At 39.5% G+C, this 26,844-nt stretch carries 22 protein-coding genes and 1 pseudogene; 11 read left to right on the forward strand and 12 right to left on the reverse strand.

Going from position 1 to position 26,844, the window contains the following annotated elements; genetic code table 11:
* Positions 1-907: 907 nt before the first annotated feature.
* Positions 908-1,666: an alpha/beta hydrolase gene (locus ACQKKK_RS21935; RefSeq protein ID WP_427619083.1), complete on the forward strand. Its 759-nt coding sequence runs from the start codon at positions 908-910 to the stop codon at positions 1,664-1,666.
* Positions 1,667-1,744: 78 nt separating this feature from the next.
* On the forward strand, positions 1,745-1,915 hold the full coding sequence (locus ACQKKK_RS21940) for a CsbD family protein (protein WP_081108663.1): 171 nt from the start codon (positions 1,745-1,747) through the stop codon (positions 1,913-1,915).
* Between the two features lie 106 nt (positions 1,916-2,021).
* Here the strand turns inward: ACQKKK_RS21940 and ACQKKK_RS21945 are convergent, their stop codons facing one another.
* The 5 genes from ACQKKK_RS21945 to ACQKKK_RS21965 all read right to left on the reverse strand — a co-directional run bounded on the left by ACQKKK_RS21945 (position 2,022) and on the right by ACQKKK_RS21965 (position 9,290).
* Positions 2,022-3,164 carry a SpoIIE family protein phosphatase gene (locus ACQKKK_RS21945; RefSeq protein ID WP_427619085.1) on the reverse strand — a complete coding sequence of 381 codons (1,143 nt, stop codon included), beginning with the start codon at positions 3,162-3,164 and terminating at the stop codon, positions 2,022-2,024.
* Positions 3,165-3,447: 283 nt separating this feature from the next.
* Positions 3,448-4,281: a CheR family methyltransferase gene (locus tag ACQKKK_RS21950; protein WP_427619087.1), complete on the reverse strand. Its 834-nt coding sequence runs from the start codon at positions 4,279-4,281 to the stop codon at positions 3,448-3,450.
* 28 nt (positions 4,282-4,309) lie between these two features.
* Positions 4,310-7,111 carry a response regulator gene (locus ACQKKK_RS21955; protein WP_427619089.1) on the reverse strand — a complete coding sequence of 934 codons (2,802 nt, stop codon included), beginning with the start codon at positions 7,109-7,111 and terminating at the stop codon, positions 4,310-4,312.
* A 309-nt stretch (positions 7,112-7,420) separates the two neighbouring features.
* Positions 7,421-8,719 carry a hemolysin family protein gene (locus ACQKKK_RS21960; RefSeq protein ID WP_427619091.1) on the reverse strand — a complete coding sequence of 433 codons (1,299 nt, stop codon included), beginning with the start codon at positions 8,717-8,719 and terminating at the stop codon, positions 7,421-7,423.
* Between the two features lie 199 nt (positions 8,720-8,918).
* The gene (locus ACQKKK_RS21965) at positions 8,919-9,290 is read right to left on the reverse strand and encodes a MerR family transcriptional regulator (protein ID WP_427619093.1); all 372 of its coding nucleotides are present in this window, start codon (positions 9,288-9,290) and stop codon (positions 8,919-8,921) included.
* A 559-nt stretch (positions 9,291-9,849) separates the two neighbouring features.
* On the opposite strand from ACQKKK_RS21965, the gene ACQKKK_RS21970 reads away from it, so the two are divergent.
* Positions 9,850-10,074 (forward strand): DUF4395 family protein, encoded by a 225-nt coding sequence (locus tag ACQKKK_RS21970; RefSeq protein WP_427619095.1) that lies wholly within the window; start codon positions 9,850-9,852, stop codon positions 10,072-10,074.
* A gap of 169 nt (positions 10,075-10,243) precedes the next feature.
* On the opposite strand, the gene ACQKKK_RS21975 is transcribed toward ACQKKK_RS21970, so the two are convergent.
* The 4 genes from ACQKKK_RS21975 to ACQKKK_RS21990 all read right to left on the reverse strand — a co-directional run bounded on the left by ACQKKK_RS21975 (position 10,244) and on the right by ACQKKK_RS21990 (position 14,834).
* Entirely contained in the window at positions 10,244-11,998 is a 1,755-nt protein-coding gene (locus ACQKKK_RS21975) for an FTR1 family iron permease (protein ID WP_427619097.1), read from the reverse strand.
* Positions 11,999-12,085: 87 nt separating this feature from the next.
* Positions 12,086-13,372 (reverse strand): iron uptake transporter deferrochelatase/peroxidase subunit, encoded by a 1,287-nt coding sequence (efeB, locus tag ACQKKK_RS21980; RefSeq protein WP_427619099.1) that lies wholly within the window; start codon positions 13,370-13,372, stop codon positions 12,086-12,088.
* On the reverse strand, positions 13,373-14,218 hold the full coding sequence (gene efeO, locus ACQKKK_RS21985) for an iron uptake system protein EfeO (protein WP_427619101.1): 846 nt from the start codon (positions 14,216-14,218) through the stop codon (positions 13,373-13,375).
* Positions 14,219-14,360: 142 nt separating this feature from the next.
* Positions 14,361-14,834 carry a MarR family transcriptional regulator gene (locus tag ACQKKK_RS21990; protein ID WP_427619103.1) on the reverse strand — a complete coding sequence of 158 codons (474 nt, stop codon included), beginning with the start codon at positions 14,832-14,834 and terminating at the stop codon, positions 14,361-14,363.
* A gap of 129 nt (positions 14,835-14,963) precedes the next feature.
* Here ACQKKK_RS21990 and ACQKKK_RS21995 point away from each other — a divergent pair, with 129 nt between their 5' ends.
* Together ACQKKK_RS21995 and ACQKKK_RS22000 are read left to right on the forward strand one after the other, a co-directional pair.
* Entirely contained in the window at positions 14,964-16,475 is a 1,512-nt protein-coding gene (locus ACQKKK_RS21995; RefSeq protein WP_427619105.1) for an MDR family MFS transporter, read from the forward strand.
* 125 nt (positions 16,476-16,600) lie between these two features.
* On the forward strand, positions 16,601-17,302 hold the full coding sequence (locus ACQKKK_RS22000; RefSeq protein WP_427619107.1) for an SGNH/GDSL hydrolase family protein: 702 nt from the start codon (positions 16,601-16,603) through the stop codon (positions 17,300-17,302).
* A 44-nt stretch (positions 17,303-17,346) separates the two neighbouring features.
* Here the strand turns inward: ACQKKK_RS22000 and def are convergent, their stop codons facing one another.
* A complete protein-coding gene (def, locus tag ACQKKK_RS22005) occupies positions 17,347-17,925 on the reverse strand; it encodes a peptide deformylase (protein ID WP_427619108.1) in 579 nt (192 codons plus the stop codon).
* A gap of 256 nt (positions 17,926-18,181) precedes the next feature.
* Here def and ACQKKK_RS22010 point away from each other — a divergent pair, with 256 nt between their 5' ends.
* Positions 18,182-19,906, forward strand: a complete 1,725-nt coding sequence (locus tag ACQKKK_RS22010; protein ID WP_427619110.1) for an AAA family ATPase — start codon at positions 18,182-18,184, stop codon at positions 19,904-19,906.
* A 236-nt stretch (positions 19,907-20,142) separates the two neighbouring features.
* Here the strand turns inward: ACQKKK_RS22010 and nagE are convergent, their stop codons facing one another.
* On the reverse strand, positions 20,143-22,053 hold the full coding sequence (nagE, locus tag ACQKKK_RS22015; protein ID WP_427619112.1) for an N-acetylglucosamine-specific PTS transporter subunit IIBC: 1,911 nt from the start codon (positions 22,051-22,053) through the stop codon (positions 20,143-20,145).
* Positions 22,054-22,361: 308 nt separating this feature from the next.
* On the opposite strand from nagE, the gene nagA reads away from it, so the two are divergent.
* The 4 genes from nagA (at position 22,362) to ACQKKK_RS22035 (ending at position 25,797) form a co-directional block, all read left to right on the forward strand.
* Positions 22,362-23,540: an N-acetylglucosamine-6-phosphate deacetylase gene (gene nagA, locus ACQKKK_RS22020; protein WP_427619114.1), complete on the forward strand. Its 1,179-nt coding sequence runs from the start codon at positions 22,362-22,364 to the stop codon at positions 23,538-23,540.
* On the forward strand, positions 23,540-24,274 hold the full coding sequence (gene nagB / locus ACQKKK_RS22025; protein ID WP_427619116.1) for a glucosamine-6-phosphate deaminase: 735 nt from the start codon (positions 23,540-23,542) through the stop codon (positions 24,272-24,274). Before nagA ends, nagB begins: the two co-directional genes overlap by 1 nt.
* Positions 24,275-24,289: 15 nt before the next feature.
* Entirely contained in the window at positions 24,290-25,012 is a 723-nt protein-coding gene (locus ACQKKK_RS22030; RefSeq protein ID WP_427619117.1) for a GntR family transcriptional regulator, read from the forward strand.
* 62 nt (positions 25,013-25,074) lie between these two features.
* Positions 25,075-25,797: an SIS domain-containing protein gene (locus ACQKKK_RS22035; RefSeq protein WP_427619119.1), complete on the forward strand. Its 723-nt coding sequence runs from the start codon at positions 25,075-25,077 to the stop codon at positions 25,795-25,797.
* Between the two features lie 85 nt (positions 25,798-25,882).
* On the opposite strand, the pseudogene ACQKKK_RS22040 reads toward ACQKKK_RS22035, so the two are convergent.
* Positions 25,883-26,080 (reverse strand): annotated as a pseudogene (locus tag ACQKKK_RS22040) (hypothetical protein); the annotation flags it as partial.
* Between the two features lie 200 nt (positions 26,081-26,280).
* Here ACQKKK_RS22040 and ACQKKK_RS22045 point away from each other — a divergent pair.
* Positions 26,281-26,805 carry a YtxH domain-containing protein gene (locus tag ACQKKK_RS22045; protein WP_427619121.1) on the forward strand — a complete coding sequence of 175 codons (525 nt, stop codon included), beginning with the start codon at positions 26,281-26,283 and terminating at the stop codon, positions 26,803-26,805.
* The last annotated feature ends 39 nt before the right edge of the window (positions 26,806-26,844 follow it).

Consider the following 26,844-nt stretch of genomic DNA (forward strand, 5'->3'; position numbering starts at 1 on the left):
GTTTGACTTGCTCATTTTGCTTTTTTAATAGTGTGTGCTCACTTAAAATTTAACGTTGGCGCTTTGTTTTGTTCAGTTTTCAAAGAGCAATTTTCAACAATCATTCTTTCGAACGGCTTGTTTATTCATCATAACATCTTATTGATTAGTTGTCAACTTCTGCGAAGTTTTTAACTTATTTTAAATCGCCGTGTTTTTCAGCGACCATTTCATCTTATCATCTTCATAATAAGAAGTCAATAGTTATTATTTTCTTCTAGCAATCTGCCAAAAGCGGATGAAGTTTTTCGTTTGTCTTAGTTGGTGCTTATTTATATTAATCCTATTTCACCTTAAAGTCAACGCTTTTTCTCTATTTATTATATTTATTTGAGTGCACAGTTTATTAGCTTCTTCAGTTCATAAACAATTCCATGACAGTACTTATATAATAGAAAGAGATGTAACTATACATGATTACTTTTGTGGATTATGTATTATCATTCTGCAGGGATGTTAAAGTATGAAACAGAGCTCCTTCACTTGTTTAATTAAATTGACTACTCCCTCTCCCCTCGAATATTCATTGGTTTTTCCTTATTCTTGAATGACTTGCTAGTATACCTATCGGTTCTTTCTCCCTCGGAGGTAAAAATTTGCGAAGAACAGATAGAGTTATCAACAAGAAAACTCAGAATTCCTCTGTAAACATCCATAAACATATAATAGGCCTAATAAGTATCTGTATATCTTTTTTATGAATGACATCTAAATCTAATGGGAGCATGGAATATAACCAAGTTGACTTCAAAATTTCCATTATGTTAATATATAACCAAGTAATATAATCGGAATAGTTAATATTTATACTTTTTACAAGCTAACTTTTAATTAAACTTAACTATATAGCTAAAAGGAGATGGGGAATATGAAAGCAGCAATGGTAATACCAGGTGCGGAATCTTTTTTCTTACCCGGCAATTCTATCGGTATCCTTATTTGCCATGGTTTTAATGGAACACCACAAAGCGTAAGGTATTTAGGTGAAAAATTCGCTGCCAAAGGATTTACTGTCTTCGCCCCCAGATTGGCGGGCCACGGAACGAATGAAGGTGAAATGGAAACGAGTCATTATCAAGAATGGATACAAGATGTTGAAATGGCCTACGCAAAGTTAAAGCGAACCTGCACCAAAGTATTCGCTATCGGCCAATCAATGGGAGGAGCTCTTGTCCTGGATTTAGCGACAAAAGTGGCTTGTGACGGGATTCTAACCATCAATGCCGCTCTTCAAGTTCCTGAATATGAAATATACCGTAACCAATTGCTTCCACGCTTCATTCCTGAAGGCAAACCAGACATAAAAGATGATACAACCAAAGAAGTCACATATGACCAAGTTCCGTCAAAAGCGATTAATCAATTGCTCGATATAATGGAACATAGCAGTCAACTACTTAAAAACATTACGTGCCCAATACTCCTCTTCCATTCTCCAGAAGATCATGTTGTACCAGACCTATGTTCCTATCAGATTTACGAAACTGTCATGTCCAGTGATAAGGAAATGGTGCCCCTTGAAAATTCATATCATGTGGCCTCGTTGGATCATGATAAAGATCATATCATTGAACGGTCATGTCAATTCATTCAAAAGCAAAGTAAAAGGGCAACAATCGCTTCTTAACCTCCTTTCACTATAAATTGGGTTTACCCATAAACTTCAGGGGTATATAAAGTATATAAAGAAAAAGGAGGTAACATAATGAGCGGTTTATCAGACAAAGTAAAAAGTACTGTAAATAAGGTTAAAGGCGAAACAAAAGACCAAGTCGGTAACGCGAAAAATGATCCTCACTTACAAGCAGAAGGTAAAGTCGATAAATTAAAAGGCAATTTACAGGATAACATTAGTAAATTGAAAAATAACCGTTGAAGCAATAGCTGGATACATTATTCACTCAATACTCTAAACGGACATTCTCAAGTGACCCCCCTTATATAGAGAAGAGGCGGCAGATAATCTGCCGCCTCTTCCTTCTTCAATTTGCTTGAATAACAACAACACACATATCATCAGGTTGATCTTGCTGCATTTCCGGGGACATCAAAAAATCGATAGGGGGAGATTCTTTACAATCAAACCATCTCGTCGAGACCGCTTGTTTTATTTGGTCGAGTCCTTCTGTCCCTTCCCGGTCTATAGCTTCCATGACTCCATCCGTAAATAGCATAAGCTGAATCTTCTCTTCATAATGAATGATGGACTTTTCAATTTTCATCTCGGTAAAGAAACCAACTGGACATGTCCCTTTTGAAAGTAATGCCACTTTTCCATCATCTATTAAAGCAAAGCCTGGAGGATGTCCAGCATTCACATATTCCACTGTCTTTTGCTCTGTATCAATGATCAAATAAATCGCGGTAAAATAATAATGCACAAGGTTGTCTTTTTTATTAAGGGTACTCATCCAGCGATTCATTTCGTTTATGACTGCCACTGGATCAGTATGTGTCCTGATGGCATCTCTCAAAACTGAAGAAATGAACATACACACAAGTGAGGCAGATATGCCATGCCCCATCATATCCAACAGGATGATCCCATACCGATTTTCATCGATACGGTGCCAATAGTACATATCCCCTGCCAATTTATTCGCAGGTAAGTATGATGCTCTTATAGTTAAGTGATCATTTCTAATGGGCTCACTTAATAAACTGCTTTGAACTTGCATGGAGAGATCCAATTCGTTGCGAATTTTTTCATCCTGCATTTTATGCCAATCTTTTTCATATTTAAGTCTTAAACCCACGCGAATCCTCGCAAGTAAATCTATTTTATTGATAGGCTTCATTATATAATCAATACCGCCCACATCAAGTGCCTCGGCCACCTTGTTTGAATCTTCAAGAGCGGTCACAAAAATAACCGGTATATCTTTAAGGTGAGGAATACTTTGAAGCCTCTTGCATGCCTCTATCCCATCGATCTCCGGCATCATGATATCAAGCAGAATGATATCAACTGAAGTCTGTTTAGGTTGAGGACTATCCACCTGTAAATATTCAAACATCTCAACAGCTGAAGTTAATGATAGAAAGTCCGTATAGCCAGCTCGCTTTAGAATTTTCTCTATAACGAAAAGGTTAACCTGATTATCATCTACGATTAGAATCTTCATTCTTTCATTCCCCTTTTGGCTTATATCGAGCAGCAACATTTATCTTTATAATATGGATTAGTTTAATAAAGCTCCCATAACAAGTATTTTCCCATTATATTATAACGAAGTTCAGTCTCTTTTAATAATAATAAACCACAACAACGAATATTAACTGAAGACCAACTCATTGTTTATACCCCTTCTTCCGACACCATAAACATAGAAATCCAAAAAAGTGAAAAATATAGTATATGCTCTAAATTAAAAAGAAAGAGTCCGCATATATGCGAACTCTTTCTCTTTACAATTTCCGATAAATTCGTTCCTTTGAGTCAAAGTCCTCATAATCTTTCGAAAAGGATGATGTATGAAGTGTTTCCTTACTACCAACTGCAAGGAAACCGTCTTTACAAAGACTGTCATAAAACAGCTGATTAACATAGGTCTGTAATTCGCCAGTAAAGTAAATCATCACATTCCGGCACATTATGATATGAAATTCATTGAACGAACCATCAGTAACTAAATTATGCTGGAAAAACACAATGTTTTTAAGGAGATCCGAATCAAGATAAGCATTTTGATAATCGGTTGTATAATACTCCGAAAATTCCTGGTTACCTCCAGCTTGCAAATAGTTTTTCGTATAAGACTGCATTCTGTTTAAAGGTAATATTCCTTTTTCCGCATGACGGAGGACTTCTTCATTCATATCAGTGGCATAAATCCTTGCCCTATCATAAAGTCCTTCTTCCTTGAGGATGATCGCCATGGAAAAGGCTTCTTCACCGGTCGAACAACCAGCATGCCATATTCTGATTTCGGGAAGGTTTTTCAAAAGCGGAACGATATTTAAACGAAAGGCTTTAAAGAAATCCGGATCGCGAAACATTTCCGTGACATTTATTGAAAAATCTTTCAAAAGCTTCTCGACATACCCTTCTTCATATAAAACCATTTCTATCATTCCGCTAATCCTTCGAATATGGTCCAGTCTCATTCTATTTTCAACTCTTCTTTTTATTGAAGAACGCATATATTTGCGAAAGTCAAAGCCAGAGACGGAATAAATGGCCTCTAACAATAACTCGATTTCTAAATCTTCTCTTTCTTCAATCGTTAAAGTATCCTTCATGCAAAACCTTCCTTACAGGTACTATCAATCAATTAGTCAGCCATACTCTAAGGACGGATAGCAGCTGATCCAATTTTAATGGCTTGCTGACATAATCGGAAGCTCCGGCCTTCAGACATTTTTCCCTATCGCCTTTCATCGCTTTCGCAGTTAGCGCGATGATTGGAAGATCCTCGAACTTACTTTGCTCGCGAATTCTGGTCATCGTTTCGTAACCGTCCATGCCCGGCATCATGATATCCATCAATATAACATCTATATCGTTCCCTTTTTCAAGGAGTTCCAAACATTCGTAGCCATTTTCAGCTGTAAGGATCTCCATCCCCTCATGCTTCAGCGCATTTTTCAGAGCAAATATATTACGGTGATCATCATCGACGACTAGTACTGTTTTATTGCAGAACGGTTTGACCTTATCCCGGTTTTCTTCATCCATTATAACTACATCCGGTTCTCCCTGACCGTCAAATGGCGCGGCAGAATCCTCGTGATTGGCTGCTGCCACTTCTGGAGAAGCAGCTATTGCTTCGTCAATATGTTTGAAGCCCTCTGGCATGCTCGGAATAAAGAGGGTGAAGGTGCTGCCTTGCCCTTCTTCACTATCTACAATCACCCAGCCTCCCAGAAGTTTGGCAAACTCCCGGCAAATCGATAGCCCAAGTCCTGTACCGCCATATTTTCTCATTGTAGCTCCGTCACCTTGCTGGAACGCTTCAAAGATAAGTTTTTGCTTCTCTTTTGAAATTCCGATACCCGTATCCTTCACCTTAATTTCAACCCAATTGCTAGCTCCTTTTGTCTGTATCCATTGTGCTACATTTTCTTCATCAGCTTTTTTGATTTGGATAGACACAGAACCTTTTTCCGTGAACTTAAATGCATTGGATAACAGGTTTTTCAAAATTTGCTGGAAGCGCTGTTCATCCGTAAAGAAAATATCCGGAACGTTTTTACTTTTTTCTATTATAAAGTCAATGTTCTTTTTCTTTGCTACGTGATCAAAGTTACGGTGCAATAACTCAGGAAGTTCACTCAAATTCATTTCGTCAAAGACCACTTCAAGCTTTCCAACTTCAACTTTTGATAAATCCAAAATGTCATTGATCAACGTTAATAAGTCTTGGCCTGATGAATTAATGACACGAGCGAATTCCTTTTGCTCTTCATTTAATTTACTATCATTCGGATCTGAAAGCATTTCTGATAAAATCAGAATACTATTGAGCGGTGTCCGCAATTCATGGGACATATTTGCCATGAACTCGGATTTATATTTTGAACTTAACTTTAATTCTTCCGCTTGTTTTTCAAGATTTTGTTTAGTGACTTGAAGCTCTTTCGATTTTTCTTCCGTTTCACGATTTCTTTCTTCTAATTGTTCATTGATCATTCGCAACTCTTCAGCCTGTGTTTGCAGTTCCTCTGATTGGGCTTGCATTTCCTCTGACTGTGATTGCAATTCTTCCGATTGAGCCTGTAACTCTTCGGTCTGTGCTTGTGATTCTCTCAATAAACGCTCTATTTCCATCCGGCCCTCTACATTATTAATCGTGATGCCTAGAGTATCAAGAACCTGGTTCAGGAAAGTTTTTTGCAACTTCGTAAAGGCCTCCAAACTTGCCAGTTCAACCATCGCCACAACTTCATCCTCAAAAACAACTGGTGCAATGACAATACTTTTCGGGTTGATTTCCCCTAATCCTGTAGTAACCAATTGAAAATCTTCAGGGATATCTTCAATGACTTTCGATTTTTTTTCTAGGGCGCATTGTCCGATCAAACCTTCTCCAAGACGGAATTCACGTCTGCCCGAATCTTCACCATCTCCCGCAAAGCTAGCAAGCTTCACAAAACGCATATCCACACCCTCACCCCGTTTGACGTAAAAAGCTCCAATTGAAGCTCCCATCATCGGTGTAAGTCTTGTAATGAACCGATCAGCAAGAACTTCCACATCAACAATGCGCTGATACATGGTAGCTATATCTGCAACACGAGTCTGGATCCAGTTCTGTTCACTGATCTTCTCGGTGAAATCTTTCTCTTTTTGATTATAGATTTCAAGCGATTCCGCCATATCATTGAACGATCTCGCTATATCACCAATTTCATCAGTAGTTCGAACCGGAATTCTTGGTACGACCGATAAATTTTTAAAATCGATATTTTTGATGACCTTCGTAATCGATTGCAGATCTTTCGATGTACTGCGAAGCATCCAAACAACCGTTAAGGAAATAACCAAAATGCTGAGAATGACCGCAAAAATCACAAAACCGACCATATCTTCATAGGTTTGTTTCGAATTACTTAAGGTATCTTTCATGACACCTTCTTGGTAATCCTTAAAGTCCTCCATCGTCCTGATGACTTTCGTTCGTTTTTCCCTCTGGTCTTCCATCAGGCTTGAAAGATCAACCGAAGAACTTCCCGATTTTATCTTTTGGATGATTTCAGCCTCTGTTATGGAGTAAGAAGCATATTGAGTCTCGAACTCTTTCAATAATTGCTTTGCTTTCATCCTTTGTAAACTGCCTGATAACTCAGCAATTTTCGATTCAATCAAACTATGATTCTCATTGATGATTTCGAGGCTCTCTGCTCTTTCTTCTTTGTTTGTGTCATTAGCTGCAAACAGAATCTCACGGTCCGACCTAGAAAAAAGCTGACGGATTTCCATTGAAGCTAGAACTTTTTCATAGCGATTTTCAACTATTTCAGTCATACTGCTCTTTAAATTGTTAAGCGTAACCATCATGAAAGAAAGTAAAATAGCCAAGAAAAGCAAGATCAAACCAAATCCCAACATTTGCTTCTTCTTAAAACCCATTTTTCCCGCCCACCTTCAATACTTATTTATACCAGCCCGAAATAAACGGCATTGCAAAAAATCGAAATACAAGAATTCCACTTATATTCCTTTGAAATTTAAAATGATATATAAATAGATTCATGCTCAAACTCAATTTTAACATTTTCAATGCTAAATAGTTACCTACAGTGTTATTTTAAATGAATTCCTTTTCCAATTAAGTAACAGTCTGCCTTACCCATTATTATAAACACCAAATTGACTTGTTCGTACCTAAGAACATTAACAAGCCGAAAGTTTTCACCTTCGGCTCATGTTGCGAATCTGTTATTGAATTTTCTTCACTTCCACATATAAAACATGGTGGCCGTCCATTTCCTTTACAGTAAATTCATATCCGGCATATTCAATTCTATCCCCGACCGCAATCTCAAATCTTCCTGTCAGGAACCATCCACCCAATGTATCGATATCTTCCTCTGGCAAATCGATTGCAAGGGTATCATTGACATCTTCAACCAATGTTTTTGCATCGAAAACATAATGCCCTTCATCAATTTTTTGAATAAGTGGACGTTCATCCTGGTCAAATTCATCTCGGATTTCCCCAACGATTTCTTCAAGGATGTCTTCAACCGTAACAAGGCCGGCAGTTCCGCCATATTCATCAGTCAAGACCGCCATATGAATCCGTTCCTTCTGCATTTTCAGCAGCAGATCATGAATGGCAATCGTTTCAAGAACACGGATGACGGGTGTTACAAAGGAATCCACTGTCAGCGCTGTTACATTTTCTTCTGTAATCGTCGCTGTATAAAGTCTCTTGATATTGACCATTCCCACGACATTATCTTTATCCCCGTCTATGACCGGGTACCTTGTGTATTGTTCTTCTTGAATCACTTCAACAACTTCCAATAATGGCATGCCCTTTTCGATAACGGTCATTTCCGTACGCGGGACCATGATCTCATTCGCAATACGCTCATCAAATTCAAATATCTGGTTTACATATTTGTATTCCGACTGGTTGATCTCACCGCTTTTATAGCTTTCCGATAAAATGATGCGCAGTTCTTCTTCAGAGTGGGCCATTTCGGACTCAGAAGCAGGCTTTAATCCGAATATGCCAGTTAGGAGACGGGCAGAACCATTCAGTAACCAAATAAATGGGTACAAAATGCGGTAAAAGAGAATTAACGGCTTTGAAAAAAGCAACGTTACCTCTTCTGCCTTTTGGATCGCAACTGTTTTTGGTGCCAGTTCCCCCACTACAACATGAAGGAATGTTACAGAACCGAATGCGATTACGAAAGAGATGATATGACTTACCGATTCCTCTAATCCCCATTTATTGAACAATGGTCTTAAGATCGCCTCAACTGTCGGTTCACCCAATACCCCCAAACCTAAGGCGGTTACTGTAATCCCCAACTGACAGGCAGATAAGTACTCATCGATATGGGTAGTCACTTTCTTAGCCGCAAGTGCATTTCTATGCCCTTCTTCAATCAACTGATTGATTCGGGAACTTCTGACTTTCACGATTGCAAATTCCGATGCAACGAAAAATGCGGTTAATGCTATTAGTACAGCTACTGCTAATAATTTTATAAAAATCTCCAATATGTGCGGGTTCACCATATATAGTTGCCTATCCTTCAAACATTCGGATTAGACATACACGGTTTAATCCCAAGCACCTCCTGTATAAATGGGTTTTTTCGTTTCAAAAAGCGATTTCGCCTTAATATGAACCAAAACCATTTAGCCTTTATCGTTAATATGCACCTTTGCACACAAAATAATAGGGAATAAATTTTAATCATCCCAGCAACACTAGTAATGATTGGATCAAGGCCATGCTTTCATGGGAAATCTGTTTTTTTAGAAGAAGCTCATTTTTTTCGTCCTTTTTAATCAAGCTGATGACTTCTTGAAGTTCTTCGTTCAGGCCATCCATTTTGTTTTTCAGTTGAAGGCCTGTTTCCTCAATTGCTGATGCGACTTCCTTTTCCTGTTTAAATATATCTTTTATGTCTTCCAATGAAAGGTTCTTTCTTTTATATTCCTCGATAAGGCGGAGCCTTTCAAGTTCACCGACCGAATAATAACGGTAATTAGAGGCGGAACGTTCTGCTTTAAGCAGACCTAAGTTCGTATAATAATCAACGGTTCGTTTTGTAACATTCGCCATTTCCGCCAACTCGCCAATTTTTAATGTCTCGTTCCCAATATAACCCCTCCAAACCGTCACGTGATGGTTTAGACAAACTTAACATATGTCTTTTCCGCCATGACTTTTTATTCTATCCTCTAATCGTACATTATTTTTATTGAAATTAAAAATATTTTTAATTGGATAAAAGGATAAATATTGTTTTATTCACATCTTTACCCTCCATTGGATAAACAAAAACCGATTAATTGAATAATCGGTTTAATTTATGATTTAATCCATGGATTCTATTTGTTTGTAGCTGAAAATTGATTGCTCAATATCTTAGGACCGCATTGGCATAGGGAAGAATGCTTTAGCCTTTTTATTGGTTTTCCGCATGTTTCACAGACTTTTGCTACCATTTATACTGTCCTCCTCGCTTTAACTGCTTGTTATTCATATTATACTACTTTAATAATGATAATCAATACTAAATTAAAATAATTATAAATTAGAGGGTGACTTTGCATTTTTATCACTGTTATTAAAATAAAGATAAAGTACAACACAACACATCAGGAAGATTGATATTAGTATGATGAGTGAAATTGGCTTCATTCCCCGCCCATTAGTACGGACGAAACAATGGGTCATTTTGTTAAGCGTAGCCACTGCCTTAATAACGGGACAAATATGGATTTTGGTGATTCCTTTAGCAGCGGGGATTTTAGGTCTTCTCTTTAATTTCAATCCAGTCATGCGTCTCGCAAAGCTTTTTTTGAAAAAGAAGCCCTCCGATTCTATTCCTGTCTTGGTTTGACTTCTTTTTTGCTTGGCTTTAGATGTTACCGGTTATATATTCACTTAGATGGTCGGAATGGCTTCTCCATCGGCTGCTTTATCCTTTATCAATGGAAGCAATATTCCTATCGCCGATTTCTTCGCTAAAACTACACAAAATGGGACTGACATACGTCAGTCCCATTTCTTTATTCAGTTGCATGTAAAGAATTACTCCTTTTAACCCAATAGGTCGCCAATACGATTAAAAGAATTAAAACAGCTTGCGGCACCAGCGTTTCCATTGTTGGATAGAGACCTATCCATTCTACAAATGGGAAGGAGCTGATCGTATTTGTCTGTATCACTTGCGAAACCTGAAGCGAATGGATAGAGACCCCAAGAATCTTGAAAGCCAAGGCATATATGAGTATCGTTGCGACTTTAAAGAATAGGGTCATCGGTAATTTCACACTATAGCGCAACATGATAAATCCAATTACCACTAATATGAGGAAGGCAAGGAAAATCCCGCTCATCAGCTGCTTTAATTCCATATAAGGAGCCATTCCAGCATAAAAGATAATGGTCTCCGCACCTTCACGGAATATGGATAGAAAACTGATTAAGGCAAAAGAGATGATGCTTCCCATCGCAATGGCTTGGTTCATTTGCTTGCTGATATACCGGTTCCATGCATGGACATTCGATTTACTATGAAGCCACAGACCAATTGTCAACATCATCAATACAGCTAGTATCCCAGTGATTCCCTCAATATATTCCCGGCTTGACGCAGCCGTGATCTGAGAGAAAACGATATTGATTATGACCGCCAATATGGAACTGGCAACTAAACCTACACCAACCCCTGTCCAAATCCATTTTTGTTTGTCCGCTTGCCCAATTTTCTTTAGGAAAGACAATAATGTAGCTACAATCAAGAGTGCCTCCAACCCTTCCCGTAAAAGAATCAGGGCGGCATCCCATGTTGTATAACTCGTATCATCAATCAAAGGGAGTAACCTTGTGTTTAAATCGGATACGATTCCCTTCGCCTCCTCAGCCTTTACCTTTTTCGATTGCAATAGGCTGATTGCAGTAGGGACTTTCGTTTCCATATCGCTGTAAAGCTTGCTGTCCCTTGTGGAGACCTCCCCTTCGACATTAGGCCAAATTGTTAAAATTTCATTTAACTGATCAACGGCAGAATCGATGTTATCCTTTTCAATATCCGTTGCACTTCTTTGTAAGAGATGCGTTACATCCCCAAGTGAATAGGTCTTCTTCTGGCTTCCTTCTTCAACTTTACCAGCAAGGAAATCCTCCATTAGACCCTTCAATTCAATTAGATTCTTTTTGGCTTTTTCCGAATCAGGGGGATCTTGTGTAATCGCTATTCGTACAAAGGCCATATTTGTTTCAATTTCACCATACGCAGCAACACTTTTCTCCCTGACAACTACCTCTGCGTCGGTCCATTGATTCAGCAGGTTCGTATATTGAACTTTTGCTAGATCAAAGTCACCTTTAGTTACCGTTGCGTTCAACTCATCTATTAAAGGAATTACCGCTTGTAACCTTTCTTGATAATCCGTCTTGTCAACTGGATTTTCATTAGTATCATATGTAACAAGAGTACTTGATAAAGCCGATAGCCGCTTTTTGATTTCATCTGTGGTGGCTTGATCTCTCAAAGCGCTTTTTACAGCGGATAGTTGCTCGTCGACTTTCCCCGCACTTTCACTGTCCGTTTTTATCGTTTTCCATTCTTTCTCGAATAGATTGATATTTTTCGATACTTCCTCAAGGTCCCCGGATTTTACCTTCATTAAACTATCGCCAATATAAACAAAAAGCTGATCATGGTTTTCACCCGCCGAAACGATCCTTACAGCAGATGAAAGAAATAAAAGACTGACTATTAAAACCAATATCCCACTCTTCCATTTAGAAACGGTCATACCGGTCCCTCCTTTTTCATGAACTAAAATCGCCAACCCGGATAATATCCATGCTGGCGATTTTCACGTCCTCATTTGTAATCCAATTTATCCAAAAAGGGAATCCCCAATATAGCCACCCTTTTTCACACCTGGTAAACAGGCGAACATGGCACTGCCCTTGTGAACGATATATTCGTTGAGCTTATCATTTTTCGCTAGTCGCTCCTGTATGGGAATGAATTGTTTACTTGGGTTTCGCTGAAAACAAATGAATAGCAGGCCCGCATTGAAGCTTCCTGTTTTAGAATCCATTCCATCTGCATATGAATAAGGACGTCGCAGTATCTTTGCTTTTCCGTCCCCCCTAGATAGACTCATATGCGAATTTTCGGGAATGATCCGATTTCCATTTGGGTCTTTAGCTTCCAGGTCAGCGCTATCAAACTCATTCTTCATTCCTAGTGGAGCTCCACTATCCCTATGTCGGCCAAACGTATTTTCTTGTTCTTTCAATATTGTGCGGTCCCAAACTTCAATGTACATCTGGATTCGGCGTACCACCATATAACTGCCTCCAATAAGCCAGTCTGGCCCATCATCAGCCTTTACCCAAACATGCTCATTCATTTCACTGTTATTATTCTTATCCGGATTGGCAGTCCCATCCTTAAACCCAAATAAGTTTCGCGGTGTCGTTTTTTGTAAATCGGCTTGCTTAGTCCGTTGAAAACCTGTCTGTGCCCAATGAATGATCGTTTTCCCTCTCCCGATTCTCACTAAATTCCGAACCGCGTGAAAAGCCACTTGAAGATCATCTGCACATGCTTGAATACAAATATCCCCACCGCTCCATTCATCTTCTAATGCATCTAAAGGGAATTTGGGCAGGTCCTTTAATTCAGCAGGTCTTTTCGATTTCAAACCAAATCTATCTTTCCCATCTTTCGAAAATAGGGTAGGACCCACTCCAAAAGTAATCGTTAAATTGGAAGGTGATAATTCTTCCGCTTCCCCCGTATCTTTTGGGGGCATATTTGTATTAAGAGATGATTCACCAATTAAATTTCCTGCTGTCATCTGAGCCGCAGCCTCTGTCCAATCCTTAAACAGCTGGATTAAGTCAGACCTATTATCTGTCGTTACTTCCAATGATGCAAAATAAAGGTTATCTTGCGCTTCAGTGGTGATACCAGCCTGATGCGCTCCATAAAAAGGAACAATATCTTTAGTTTGCCCCTTTGCCTTTTTATCAGAAAGAGTCAGCAGTCCTCCAAATCCAGATGCCCCTATCGCGACTCCGATTCCACCGACTCCTGCCGTTTTCAACATATTTCTACGGCTTACTTTTTTTGAAAAAATACCAGTTTCATCTTTTGATGTGTTTTCTTTCAATTATGATTCCTCCGTTACAATCCCTATTTGTGAAAGTGGTTCAGCTAATGCATCAATTGCTTGGCTCAACTCTTTGACCTCGGATTCCTTTAAATCCGTATATGAGATGTAGCCATTCCCTTCTTTATGCTTTTCAAGCAAGCCGTATACGTTGTCAAAACGTTGTTGGATTTCCGTAGCAAGCTTCGCATCCTTTTCTTTCAGCGCTGGGGTAAGCAGTTCATAGATTTTTTCTGCACCTTCTACATTTGCAACGAAATCATATAAATCCGTATGAGAATATCGGTCCTCTTCTCCTTTAACTTTACTGGTAGAAACTTCATTCAATAAATCCACTGCACCCGTGATTAACACATCAGGTGTGACCTCAACCGTTTCAACTTTGGCACGAAGCAAATTGACATCACTCATTAATTGATCTGCATACTCTTCGTACCCCTTCGTTGTATTTTCTTCCCATAACCCCATTTCAATCCGGTGGTAACCGCCCCATTCTGCATCTTTGACGTCCCCTTTACGTGCATCAATTTTCGGATCAAGATCCCCAAATACTTCTGCGATTGGTTCCGCTCTCTCATAATGCATGCGGGCTGGTGCGTATGCTTCCTTCGCTTTTTCAATATCTCCGGAAGATACCGCTGTAGTAAATTCTTCCGTTGCGTTTACGAACTCTTCTATTTCACCAATTGCATATTCCCGATACTCGTTAGATACATCATCAAGCTTACTCGCACTCGCTTCTTTGGCGTTATCATCTGCCGGCTTAGTTTCTTCCTTTTCCTGCGTACATCCAAATAATAGGCTGGTTGATAGTAAGACTGCTAATGACGCCTTTGCTTTCTTCATATTGTTTTCTCCCTTAGAAATGATTTGTAGATTCATATTATCAGACAATGAAAATCATTATCAATATATATTTTAATGGAAATGCGACATTTTTCATTCACTTCGAAAAAATCCACCAAAAAAAGGCAGCCTTAAGCTACCTCTAACGATCACTCATTAACTTGTCATTTTCTTTGTCCATGATTTTTGTGATGTCCCGAACAAATTGAGTGATAAATATTAGCTCTTGCTCATTATAAGCGGAACATAAATCTTTGGTGGCCATAGAGAGTGATTGATAGTGTGATTTAATATGATCCTGTCTTTCGGATATCAGTGTAATCATTACCCGTCTTCCGTCCATATGATCTCGTTCTCTTTTAACATAACCGGATTTCTCAAGGCGATTGATCAGTGCCGTAACCGAGCCCGTACTCAATCCTGTAATTTTGGATAGTTCACCAGCAGTTATTGGTCCTGTTTCATTCAATATTTCAGCACTTTTTAGATCTGTATGGGACACCCCAATTTTCTGAGCCATGTTTTGTTGAAATAAAACGGATCTCATTCCATACCTTTGCAAACTGTGTGTTAAAATCTCTAACAGAGCTGCATTCGCCCCATTATCGCTTGACATAAAATGCCACCCCTTTTACACTTGAATTTATCTTGATTTTCAAGATAAATGTTTTGTTTCATCTTAACGTTTACCCTTCAACCATGTAAAGGAAATTCATGAGCTGGTTGATGCGAAGGAGGAAAATAAATGAACGATCAAAAAAAACAAAGATTCATTGTTGCCGGTTTATTATTGGGTATCTTGATGTCAGCAATGGATAATACGATTGTTGCGACTGCAATGGGAACGATCGTTTCTGATTTAGGCGGGTTCGATAAGTTTGTATGGGTAACATCTGCCTATATGGTCGCCACGATGGCAAGTATGCCGATTTTCGGTAAGCTTTCCGACATGTATGGAAGAAAAAGGTTTTTCATTTTTGGACTCATAGTCTTTTTAATCGGTTCCGCTTTATGCGGTATGGCTCAGAGCATAGTGCAGTTAAGTATCTTCCGTGCCATCCAAGGTATAGGCGGAGGAGCTTTGATGCCAATCGCCTTTACGATCATTTTCGATATTTTCCCACCTGAGAAACGGGGAAAATTGACAGGGCTTTTTGGTGCTGTATTTGGGGCCTCCAGCGTATTGGGACCACTTTTAGGTGCTTATATTACCGAATATTCCAGCTGGAACTGGATTTTCTACGTCAATGTTCCGATTGGAATCATCTCTTTATTTTTCATCTGGAAATATTACAGGGAGTCAGCCAACACCCAAGAGCAAAAAATTGATTGGGGTGGTGCAGCAACTCTTGTCATTGCCGTTATCAGCTTAATGTTCGCTCTCGAACTGGGCGGAGAGTATGGCTGGGGTTCCTCACCTATCATAGGTCTGTTTGCTAGCTTTGTGGTTTTCTTCATTTCCTTTTTCTTTTTCGAAAAAAGGGCAAAGGATCCAATCATCTCATTATGGCTTTTTAAAAGGCGATTATTTGCCACTTCTCAAATTTTAGCCATTCTTTATGGCGGTACATTCATTATTTTAACCGTTTATATCCCGATTTTCGTACAAGCGGTTTACGGTGGTTCCGCAACGAATGCCGGATTGATCCTTACCCCTATGATGCTCGGTTCGGTATTCGGCAGTGCAATTGGCGGGATATTCAATACAAAGACAAGCTTTCGCAACTTAATGACGATTTCTGTTATCTGCTATTTTTCAGGGATGCTTTTATTAGGGACCATTACTCCTGATACCAGCAGGACTTTATTAACTTTGTACATGATTCTGACTGGGTTTGGCATGGGCTTTTCCTTCTCCCTTTTGCCTATTGCCTCCATTCACAATTTGGAACCAAGATTCCGGGGGTCTGCCAACTCAACAAACTCATTCCTTCGTTCTTTTGGGATGACACTCGGTGTAACGATTTATGGAGCGATTCAGAACAATGTGTTCACAAGTAAAATGGCGGATGCATTTAAAGGTATGAAAGGAAGCCCGGATACAGCCGGATTAATCGAGGACCCACGTCAACTCTTCCAATCGGACGCACGTGCCGAGATTCCCGACTTTGTCCTGGATAAAATCGTTCATGCGATGTCCGATTCGATTTCACTAATATTCACCTTGGCCCTCATTCCGATTGGTCTTGCAGCAATCACTGTATTCTTTATGGGAAAAACAAGAGTGAAAACAACTTCAAATGAGGAATCATTATAATAAAAAGCGCTGGACTTCCAGCGCTTTTTATTATTTCATCCCTTCTATTTAGGAGATGAAGATTGCCGAAAAATCAGTCTACTACTAAAATATAAGTAACACATTCACATACCGAGGTGAGAAGTTTGAAGATCGTATGTTTTGGTGACAGTTTAACCAGAGGCATTTCTTATGTTAAGGGACGGCTTCGCATTATTAAAGAAAATTATCCGAACTCTTTAGCTAAGCTTACAGAATCATTTCCTTTCGTGGAAGTTTTGAATAAAGGGGTTTTCAATGACAACTCCGACCTGTTGGTTAGCCGAATCGAGAAAGACGTGATGTCAGAAAATCCCGATATCGTATTAATAGAGGTCGGTGGAAACGACTGTAACTTCCATTGGGAAGAAGTAGCCAAAAATCCAGAAGGTAACCATGAGCCCATCGTTCCAATCGAACGTTATCTGGAAAATATCACACAACTTGTCAAGCAGGTTCAGGACGAGCATGTAACACCTTTCCTTTTAACTCTCCCACCTTTGGACCCTGCCAGGTATTACAGATCTATAGCTGATAAATTCGGGCATTCTATCGGGCATTTCGTTTCCCATGTCGGAGGTATTGAACATTGGCATGGGATGTATAATCGCCAATTGAAAAACCTTGCTGAAGAACTTAAGGTGCCTTTGATTGATGTCCGTTCCCATATTAAGTCCTCCGGCGACTTGGGTCTCTTGATTAGTGATGATGGCATCCACCTCACTTCCGAAGGGTATCAGCAAATGAGTATGGCTATATTCTATGATTTGCGGAAGTATATGGCAGAGGAAATAGCTCCTCGGCCTTAAAACAGAAAAAAGGCAAAGCATGGCGCTTTGCCTTTTTTGGTTTTTTATAAACTTTTCACTTCCACGTTTTCCGGAAGCTTGAAAGGGTTCTCGGTATTGATCCGGTCATAAAACATCATCCCGTTCAAATGATCTAGCTCATGTTGAAAAACGATCGCAGCAAAACCCTTCAGCCGCATCTCTATTTCCTCACCATTACCGTCCACCGCTTTTATTTTAACCCGTTCATAACGCGGTACATATCCTTTAATATCACGATCGACAGAAAGGCAGCCCTCACTTTGCGGTAAATAGATCATTGTGGCAGAATGACTGATAATTTTCGGATTCACAAGGGCATATTCAAACAGATTCCCCTTTTCGTCTGGAAAATACATGACGAACATGCGTTTATTCAAGCCTATCTGATTTGCAGACAACCCAACGCCTTCACGCAAGTTGTACTTCTTTTGGAGTTTTGGGTCCTGGCTATTTTTAAGGTATTGCATCATGCATTCCAACGTTTCACGATCTTCATCCGAAATCGGCAGGCTAACTTCATCCGTTACCTGACGCAGAATTGGATCCCCTTCTCTAACGATATCCTTCATCGTAATCATATAGTCTTTTATAAATTTACTCATAGAACTTCACACTCTTCTACCATTTTATTTTTTCATGACTTAGACCATTTCACTTTAGCATTTCGCATTTAAAAAGTCTAATATGCAGGTTAGAATAAATATCCCTAAATTACGGAGTCCAGCCCTAAAATTGTCATTCCTTAAATGATATTTCTTTACTCTGACATTATTTACCTTAATTTTAAGGTACAAAGACCTATAGATTACACGTTTAAAAATTCTATACTGAATATATATTCTTAAAGGAGATGAAAATTTGAATTCGAACTCTAAATTAGTTTCGAAGTTGCTGCCGTTCTTGACGGCTTTCATTGTGATAATTGCTGGAATCAGTTGGTATGTTGTTACACAGTCAAAGGATATGGTCATTCCTTTTTCTTCTGTAGAAAAGACAATTAAAGCTCAAAATGGAGCCCCTGTCGCCATTGAAGAAAAAAAGAATGGCACTCTTCACATCTCCACACCAGATGGAGAATACGTTTCTAGTATTCCTCCCAACAGTCAAATGATCAATAAACTTGTCGAAACATATAACGTTCAATATTCTTTTTCATCAACTAATAAATCAGCATTATGGATTTTAGGCGGATTGATGGCGGCTCTCGTCACAACCGGTGTCATTATACAGAAAAGATCAAAAGGCGGATTACGGATCGGCAGCAAGAAACAAAGCCTTTCCACCCCTAAGCCTCTACCAGAGATAACCATGGATGATGTAGGCGGTTTGCAAACCGAAATAAAACAGGAAATTCTACAGACGCTCACTACACTAAAAGAACCTGAACGTTCAGCAAAGATTGGAATTAAGCCGCCTCAAGGCATTTTATTATACGGCCCCCCTGGGACGGGGAAAACGCTGCTTGCCCAGGCAATCGCAAAAGAGCTTGGTGCAAACTTCTTCTCTACGAGCGGTTCAGCCTTCAACGAAATGTTCGTTGGAGTCGGTGCAGCCCGTGTCCGCAGTCTTTTCCAAAATGCACGTAAGCAATCGCCTGCTGTCATTTTCATTGATGAAGTGGACGCGTTGGCCGGCAAAAGGAAAGCTCATGGCGGCGAAGAAGGCGAAAAAACGTTAACTGAACTGCTTGTGCAATTGGATGGAGGCCATCCAAATGAAGGCATTTTATTTATTGCAGCGACCAACCGGAAAGATATGCTCGATGAGGCATTTCTACGTCCGGGCAGGATCGATTTCTCTTTCCAAGTCCCACTTCCAGATACACAAGGAAGAAGGGAAATCATCGATATCCATACGAAGGGAAAGCATTTAGCAACAGATGTCCTTGCCTCCTTGGATGAATTGGCTGAAAGTACATCCGGTTTCTCCGGTGCTGACTTAAGTTCTCTATTCGATACTGCCTCACGTCATGCCCTGAGGAATGAACAGGATATGATTCGTAAACAAGATCTTGATTATGCCATTGACCGTACGATACTTGGAGCCACATCACGCACTTTGAATGATGTAGATACGAAGCGGCGTGTGGCCATTCATGAAAGTGGACATGCCCTGATTGCAGCTTTGACAAAGCCTGGTTCTGTTCGAAAGGCGACCATCATTCCGCGTGGGGAAGCCCTTGGATATGTAGCGCCGATACCAAAAGAACTCCATCTAGCTACAGCAAGCGAATTGCTTGATCAAGTCAAAATGATTTTAGCGGGCGGCGTGGCGGAAAGAATGTATTTAGGGGAACACAGCATTGGTGTAGGCGGAGATGTACAGCAAGCGAAACATCTACTTGAACAAATGGTCGATACCGGAATGCTTCAAGATGGATTCACCCTCACCTTTAATAAAGGCGAGAAGGAGCAAAAGATGCAGGAATTATTCACCAAAGCGATTTCTGAAACGGAAATGTTGATTGATACGAATCGCCAACAGTATGATAAGCTCGTTAATGAGTTATTGAAAAAAGAGACACTCGATGGATCAGAAGTACAGCGTATCGTTGATGCTTCAGAAATAACCAGCGTATGCTAGAATGCTTAACACTATTTTCTGCGGAGTGTTTATAAGACCTACTCTATGTGTAGAGCCTGTTTGAATCGAACAGGCTCTTTTTTTGATTATATTCGGAAGCGAGCCTTAAAACCAAGAAGTGAAGAAAAGGGAATGAACCAGAAGGAAATTACGTCCACTCTCTAAATGTGAATGGACTTCAGCATAAAAAAGGGCTGTCGGTCGACAACCCTTTTTCTAAATTTGCACCTATCATTTTATAGTTTTTCCAACTGAATGATACCTGGAGTGTTTTGTTTCTGGATCCCTGCCTTTTGCAATTTCACTGCCGTTCCTTCTGGTAAGTTAGTGAATATGATAGGAGTGACCGTCGACGGAGCATTCCGTTTTATGAAATCTAAATCAATTTCCAAAAGAGGTGTTCCTTTTGTTATCCTTTGACCTTCTTGCACAAGAGATGTAAAGCCTTCTCCATTTAATTTAACTGTATCTAAGCCAACATGGATCAGAATTTCCAGTCCATTATTCATTTTCAATCCCAATGCATGATTTGTTGGGAAGATACTAAGCACTTCCCCATCGATTGGTGATACTAGTTTCCCATTGACTGGCTCGATAGCAAAGCCATCGCCCATCATTTTCATCGCAAATACTTGATCGGGAACTTGTTCTATCGGTAAAACGGTTCCTTCAAATGGAAGGACAAAGTCATTTGCTCCCAAAGCTTGGTTTTCTTCCACTCTTTCCTCTGCCACTTGTGCAGATGGATCTGTTTTCACTTGGATTGGATCGACACCATTTTTGACAAGTTGTTTCATTGCATTTGCAACAAATTCAACATTCGTTCCAACAATGACTTGCACACTTGATTTATTCAATTTCATTACACCGCGCGCACCATGCCTTTTTAAGGCGGCTTCATTCACATTACCTGTATCGGCAACTTCTAAACGTAAGCGTGTTGCACAGTTATCAATTAGCTTTATATTTTCTTTTCCGCCAAGATCTTGAATGAAAAGCGATCCCATATCGGTATATTTGTCCCCTGTTTTCACAATAGTTTCTTCTTCCACATCTTCCTCATCATCTTCACGGCCAGGTGTTTTTAAATCCATGATCTTGATAACAAAATAGAAAATCACGAAGTAAACGACAGCGTATGCTAAGCCAATCGGTATTAACCATAGTGGTTTTTGCGCAATGCCAAAGTTCAAGAAATAATCAAGGGCTCCTGCAGAGAATCCAAAACCATGATGGATATCTAACATAACAGCAAGTGCCAGGGATACCCCGGTTAATAGGGCATGTATTACATATAACACTGGTGCGATGAACATGAACAGAAATTCAATCGGTTCAGTGATTCCTGTTAAGAACGAAGTGAAAGCTAACCCGAGTAGCATCCCCGTCACCAATTTACGTTTCTCTTTCTTAGCAGCTGCAATCATCGCTAATGCTGCAGCTGGAAGGCCGAACATCATGATTGGGAAAAAACCAGTCATGAAAGGCCCAGCAGTTGGATCACCCTTGAAGAAACGATTTATATCACCAGTTGCTCCATTGTATTCACCAAATACAAACCAAACCAAACTATTCAAGACGTGATGTAAACCTACTGGAAGCAATAAGCGATTCAATACGCCAAATACGCCGGCACCCAATGCTCCTGCACCTGTAATCCAGTCTCCAACGTTATTGATTACATCTTGAATCGGAGGCCATACAAAACCGAATATTCCCGCAAGTAAAATCATCGCCAGAGATGTGATGATCGGAACAAATCGTTTCCCTGAAAAGAAGCCAAGCCATTCAGGTAGTCTTATCTCAGAGTATCTATTATAAAGGAAGGCAGCAACTATACCCGATATAATACCTCCTAAAACAGCCATGTCGATATCTTTATTAATTGCTTGTGTACCATTCGTCAAAACAAAATAACCAACAAGACCAGCTAATGCGGCTGCACCGCTACCATCTTTTGATAATCCTATCGCTATACCTAAAGCGAACAGTATGGCAAGATTATCAAAAATCGCTTTTCCTGCGGCAGCCATAAATTCAATATCAAGTAAATCCGGTTGCCCTAACCGAAGCACTAAAGCAGCTGCTGGTAAAACAGCAATTGGTAACATCAAAGCTTTCCCAATTTTTTGTAGAAAATTTAACATCTAACTCATCTCCTTTGTTCCTAACATCTTTTGATTCAGCAGAATAGACACGACATATAAAGCGTTTTCATTTTGTCAATAGAATAATTTTTCTTTGGCTTATACTAGCACAGAAAATATATAGATGTCTATACCAATTTACTTGGAAATATACTATATTCTTAGAATATAAGAAGAAAACATCATTTCCCCTTCAACTGGTCTAGACAACTATAAATAAAAACGATAAAATGAGGGCAAATTATAAGAGACCAATTCCTGACTCATTCATTAAGTATTAAGTTTTACTTTCATAAAGGAGATTATGTATGAAAACATTCATTATTAATGATCTGATAGTTCATAGCGAAAAAGAAACATACAAAAATGGGTACATTAAAGTAGTTGATGGAAAAATTGCCGAAGTTGGTCCAGTAAACCAATATAAACATGAAGATGATGTTAAGGTAATTACTCTTTCATCAGATTATCAGGTAATTCCCGGTGCCATCGACATTCATATTCATGGAGCATCCAATTCCGATGCAATGGATGCCACATATGAAGCATTATCCACAATGGCAGAAACACTTCCACGAGAAGGAACCACAAGCTTTCTGGCCACTACAATGACTCAATCGACCGAAGCCATTGAATCAGCACTTCTTAACGCAGGTAAATATATCCAAAACCAAACACAAGAACACGCTGAAATAGTTGGGATTCATTTAGAAGGTCCTTTCATTTCACCAGCCCGTAAAGGAGCACAGCCTGAGGAGTATATCGTTGATCCTGATGTCCCTTTATTCAAAAGATGGCAGGAAATGGCACAAAATCAAATCAAACTTGTAACACTTGCACCTGAACAACCAAATGGATTAGATCTTGCCACTCACTTAAGGGGGACAGGCATAGTCGCTTCCATTGGACATTCAGATGCAACGTATGACCAAATAGATGAGGCAATTCAGGCAGGGACTACCCACGTTACACATCTTTACAATGGAATGCGGGGACTCCATCACCGCGAACCTGGTGTATTGGGCGCTGCTTATCTTCGAGACGAGCTGTTTGTTGAACTTATTGCTGACGGGATTCACTGCAGGCCAGAAATGGTGAAGTTAGCTTTTAACCAAATTACTAGTGACCGTATGATATTGATAACGGACTCTCTTCGTGCCAAATGGCTTGAAAAGGGCACCTATGATTTAGGCGGTCAGCCTGTGTATGTTAATGAAACGACAGCAACTCTTTCAAACGGTACACTAGCTGGCAGTATATTGAAAATGAACGATGCCATTAAGAACACCTTGCAATATACCGATTGTTCCATGACTGACATTATAAAAATGACGGCAGAAAATCCTGCCAAACAGCTTCGGATTTATGACAGAAAAGGAAGCATCAATATCGGCAAAGACGCCGACCTTGTTATATTGAATGACCGATTGGACGTGGAAATGACGTTCTGCAGGGGTAAATTAGCTTTTAAAAAGGAGAATGTATAATGAATATCATTAAAGTGCAGGACTACGCAGAAATGAGCCGGACAGCCGCAGAAATAGTAATCGGAAAAGTCAAAGGAAATCCGGATATCAAATTGGGCCTTGCAACAGGCGGTACCCCTAAAGGGATGTATGATAATTTGATTGAAGATTATGTGCGTAATAATACTTCTTATGAAAATGTAACATCTTTTAATCTTGATGAGTATATCGGTTTAAATCCAAATGATCCAAACAGCTATCATTATTATATGGATGACTCCTTATTTACTCACATCAATATAAATGAAGAGCGCACTCACATTCCAAATGGCACAGCCGATGACACCACCGGAGAATGTAAACGGTATGACGAAATGATTGATTCCGCGGGAGGGATCGACCTTCAGATACTTGGCATTGGGCAAAATGGCCATATTGGTTTTAATGAACCTGGAACTTCTTTCACATCCGGTACACATGTAGTGACACTTGAAGATTCAACGCGCCAAGCGAATGCACGTTATTTCGACTCCATAGACGAAGTTCCCACACATGCCGTTACGATGGGAATTTCAACAATTATGAAGAGTAAAGAAATTCTGCTGCTGATATCTGGCGAAGAAAAAGCCGAAACCTTGAAGAGATTGATACACGATGACGTTTCAGAGGAATTCCCTGCATCTATCCTAAAAAAACATAATAATGTTACAATTATCGCAGACCAAAAAGCGTTATCCGGAGTGATAATACCCTAAAAGGAGCGAAAGTCGATGATTGATAAAAACTCACCTCTTCCGATTTATTTTCAAATCGAAGAACAAATAAAAAGACAAATAGAAAACGGTGAGTTCCAAGCGCACAATGCCCTTCCTTCTGAACGTGAATATGCCGAGCAATTCGAAATTAGCCGGATGACCGTCCGGCAAGCCATAAATAATTTGGTTAATGCCGGATACTTATATCGGCAAAAGGGCCGGGGAACCTTTGTTGCCGATAAGAAGTTGGAGCAGCAGCTCAATGGGCTGACCAGCTTTACAGAGGATATGAAAGCCAGGGGGTTAAATCCAAGCAGTAAGCTATTGAGCTTTGAAATCATTCCTGCTAATAAGAAAATTGCCAGTGAATTGCACATTTCCCTTTATGCTCCCGTTTATGAAATAAAACGCATTCGCTTGGCTGATGATGATCCCATGGCACTCGAGACCGTGTACATGTCTGCTAATTTAATTAAAGGACTAACGGAAGAAATCATTAACCTTTCCCTTTACCAATATGTGGAGAATTACATTAAACTTAAAATAGACTATGCTTCACAAACATTGGAATCATCGATTGCTTCTGAATTAGAAGTGACCCATTTAGCGATCCCAAAGCACTCACCCATATTATTCATTCAAAGGAATACATTCTTAATAGATGGAACTCCTCTTGAATATGTTAAATCGGCTTATCGTGCAGACAGGTATAAGTTCACTATCACTATAACCAGGTAACTTGAATATTTTTGCCATCACTATAATCTTTTCTTGCTAAAGGTAATCGGAGGGTGTCATATATGAACTCATATTTTGAAGAAGTGCAGGCTTTACTATCAACTGTGGTTGAACAGGAAAAGCATTCTATTAAGGAATCTGTGGAACATATCTCAAGAGCAGTGATGTCGGATGGAGTCATTCATCTATTCGGAAGCGGACATTCTCATATTTTGACGGAAGAGGTATTCTACCGGGCAGGTGGGTTAGCCGCCATTCATCCTATTTTCGTTGAAGATTTAATGCTTTTTAAGGGAGCATCTAGGTCATCGCAACTTGAAAGGCAAAATGACCTATCTGAGAAATTCATGCTTGATGAGGATATCCGTCCTGGCGATGTCTGTATTGTCATTTCATCGTCTGGTGTGAATCCCGTACCCATCGATGTCGCTATAATCGCAAAAGAAAAGGGCGCCTTTGTCATTGGACTTACATCACCGGAGTATGCTAACAGTTGTCCTTCACGGCATAAACAGAAGCATTATCTCCACGATGTCGTTGATTTGGTCATAGACAATCATATTTCCAAAGGTGACACATTACTGAAATCAAATAATATATCCTTTGGTTCCGGATCGACCGTAATCGGAGCCGTCCTCCTCAATATGATTTTCACACAAGTCATTGAAACGATTATTGAATCAGGAGTGACCCCTCCCGTATTTCTAAGCAGTAATATCGAAGGGGCAGATGAACACAATCAAAAATTAATTACGAAATATAAAACAAGAATTCCCCAATTGTGAATCGATATAGAAAAAAAAGCATACATAAGCTTTTATGTTCCACATGATCAAAATAATAAAGAAGGCATTCATTCGAATGCCTTCTTTATTTTAAGAGGTACTCCCTTTTACTTCTTTTTTTCAAAAAAGGCCACCAATTCGCGATTCCAAACGTCGCAACCATTACTGGGATAAACAATGGCAATATGACAAACGCATATAAAACAAGTCCCACCAATAACGTGGCAATCTCCAAGAGCGATAAAACCCCCGCCGGCATCATGGCAGCAAAAGTTCCCCCAACTTATTGACATAAAAGGAAGCTTTCATGTACCGATCAATCAACATCATTGCACCTCTCAAAAAGTAGTTCAGTCATTAAACTCTATGTAGCTTACTACTGTTGTATTTACCATATCGATTTACATTTCCAGTTTAACTTATGGTAAATAAGGGAAAACCAAAGTAAGCAAACAATCTACTATTATAAAGGAGGAAATATAAATGACTCAAACAACTATCGAAACTCAAACGAATGGCAAACTGTTAAAAGGGATTCTAATTGGAGGACTTGTTGGTGGTGCGTTAACCTTGCTTGACTCCAACACAAGAAATAAAGTAAAGCGTTCAGCCGTCCTTTTAAAAGACAACTCCAAGAATATGATTGAACAGGTCAAGGAGAATCCCGGCGAAATGAAGGAACAAATGGTATCAGGAGTCAAAGGCGCAACAGAGACGATTAAAGAGGCAATTAATGACGTTGAAAGCTTATATGAAACTGTCAATGAAGACGTGGTGGGTAAAGTATCCGAAGTAAAAGATATCTCCACTAACGCCCTTGGTACAGCTAAGGACGCAACAAATGAATTAAAGGACATCAGCTCAAAAGTGGTCGTTGCCGGTAAACAACTGAAAGAAACACCAACACAATCATTGAACTCAGATAATAAAAAAAGTGAAAAAGAGAGCGATGATATTGTTACAAAATCAGGATTATCCAATGAAAAATCTATTTCATCTAACTTCTAATATATATAAAAGCTGAGGCATTACGCCCCAGCTTTTTGT

The organism is Peribacillus sp. NPDC006672 (assembly GCF_050274955.1).
Classification (GTDB): Bacteria; Bacillota; Bacilli; order Bacillales; family DSM-1321; genus Peribacillus.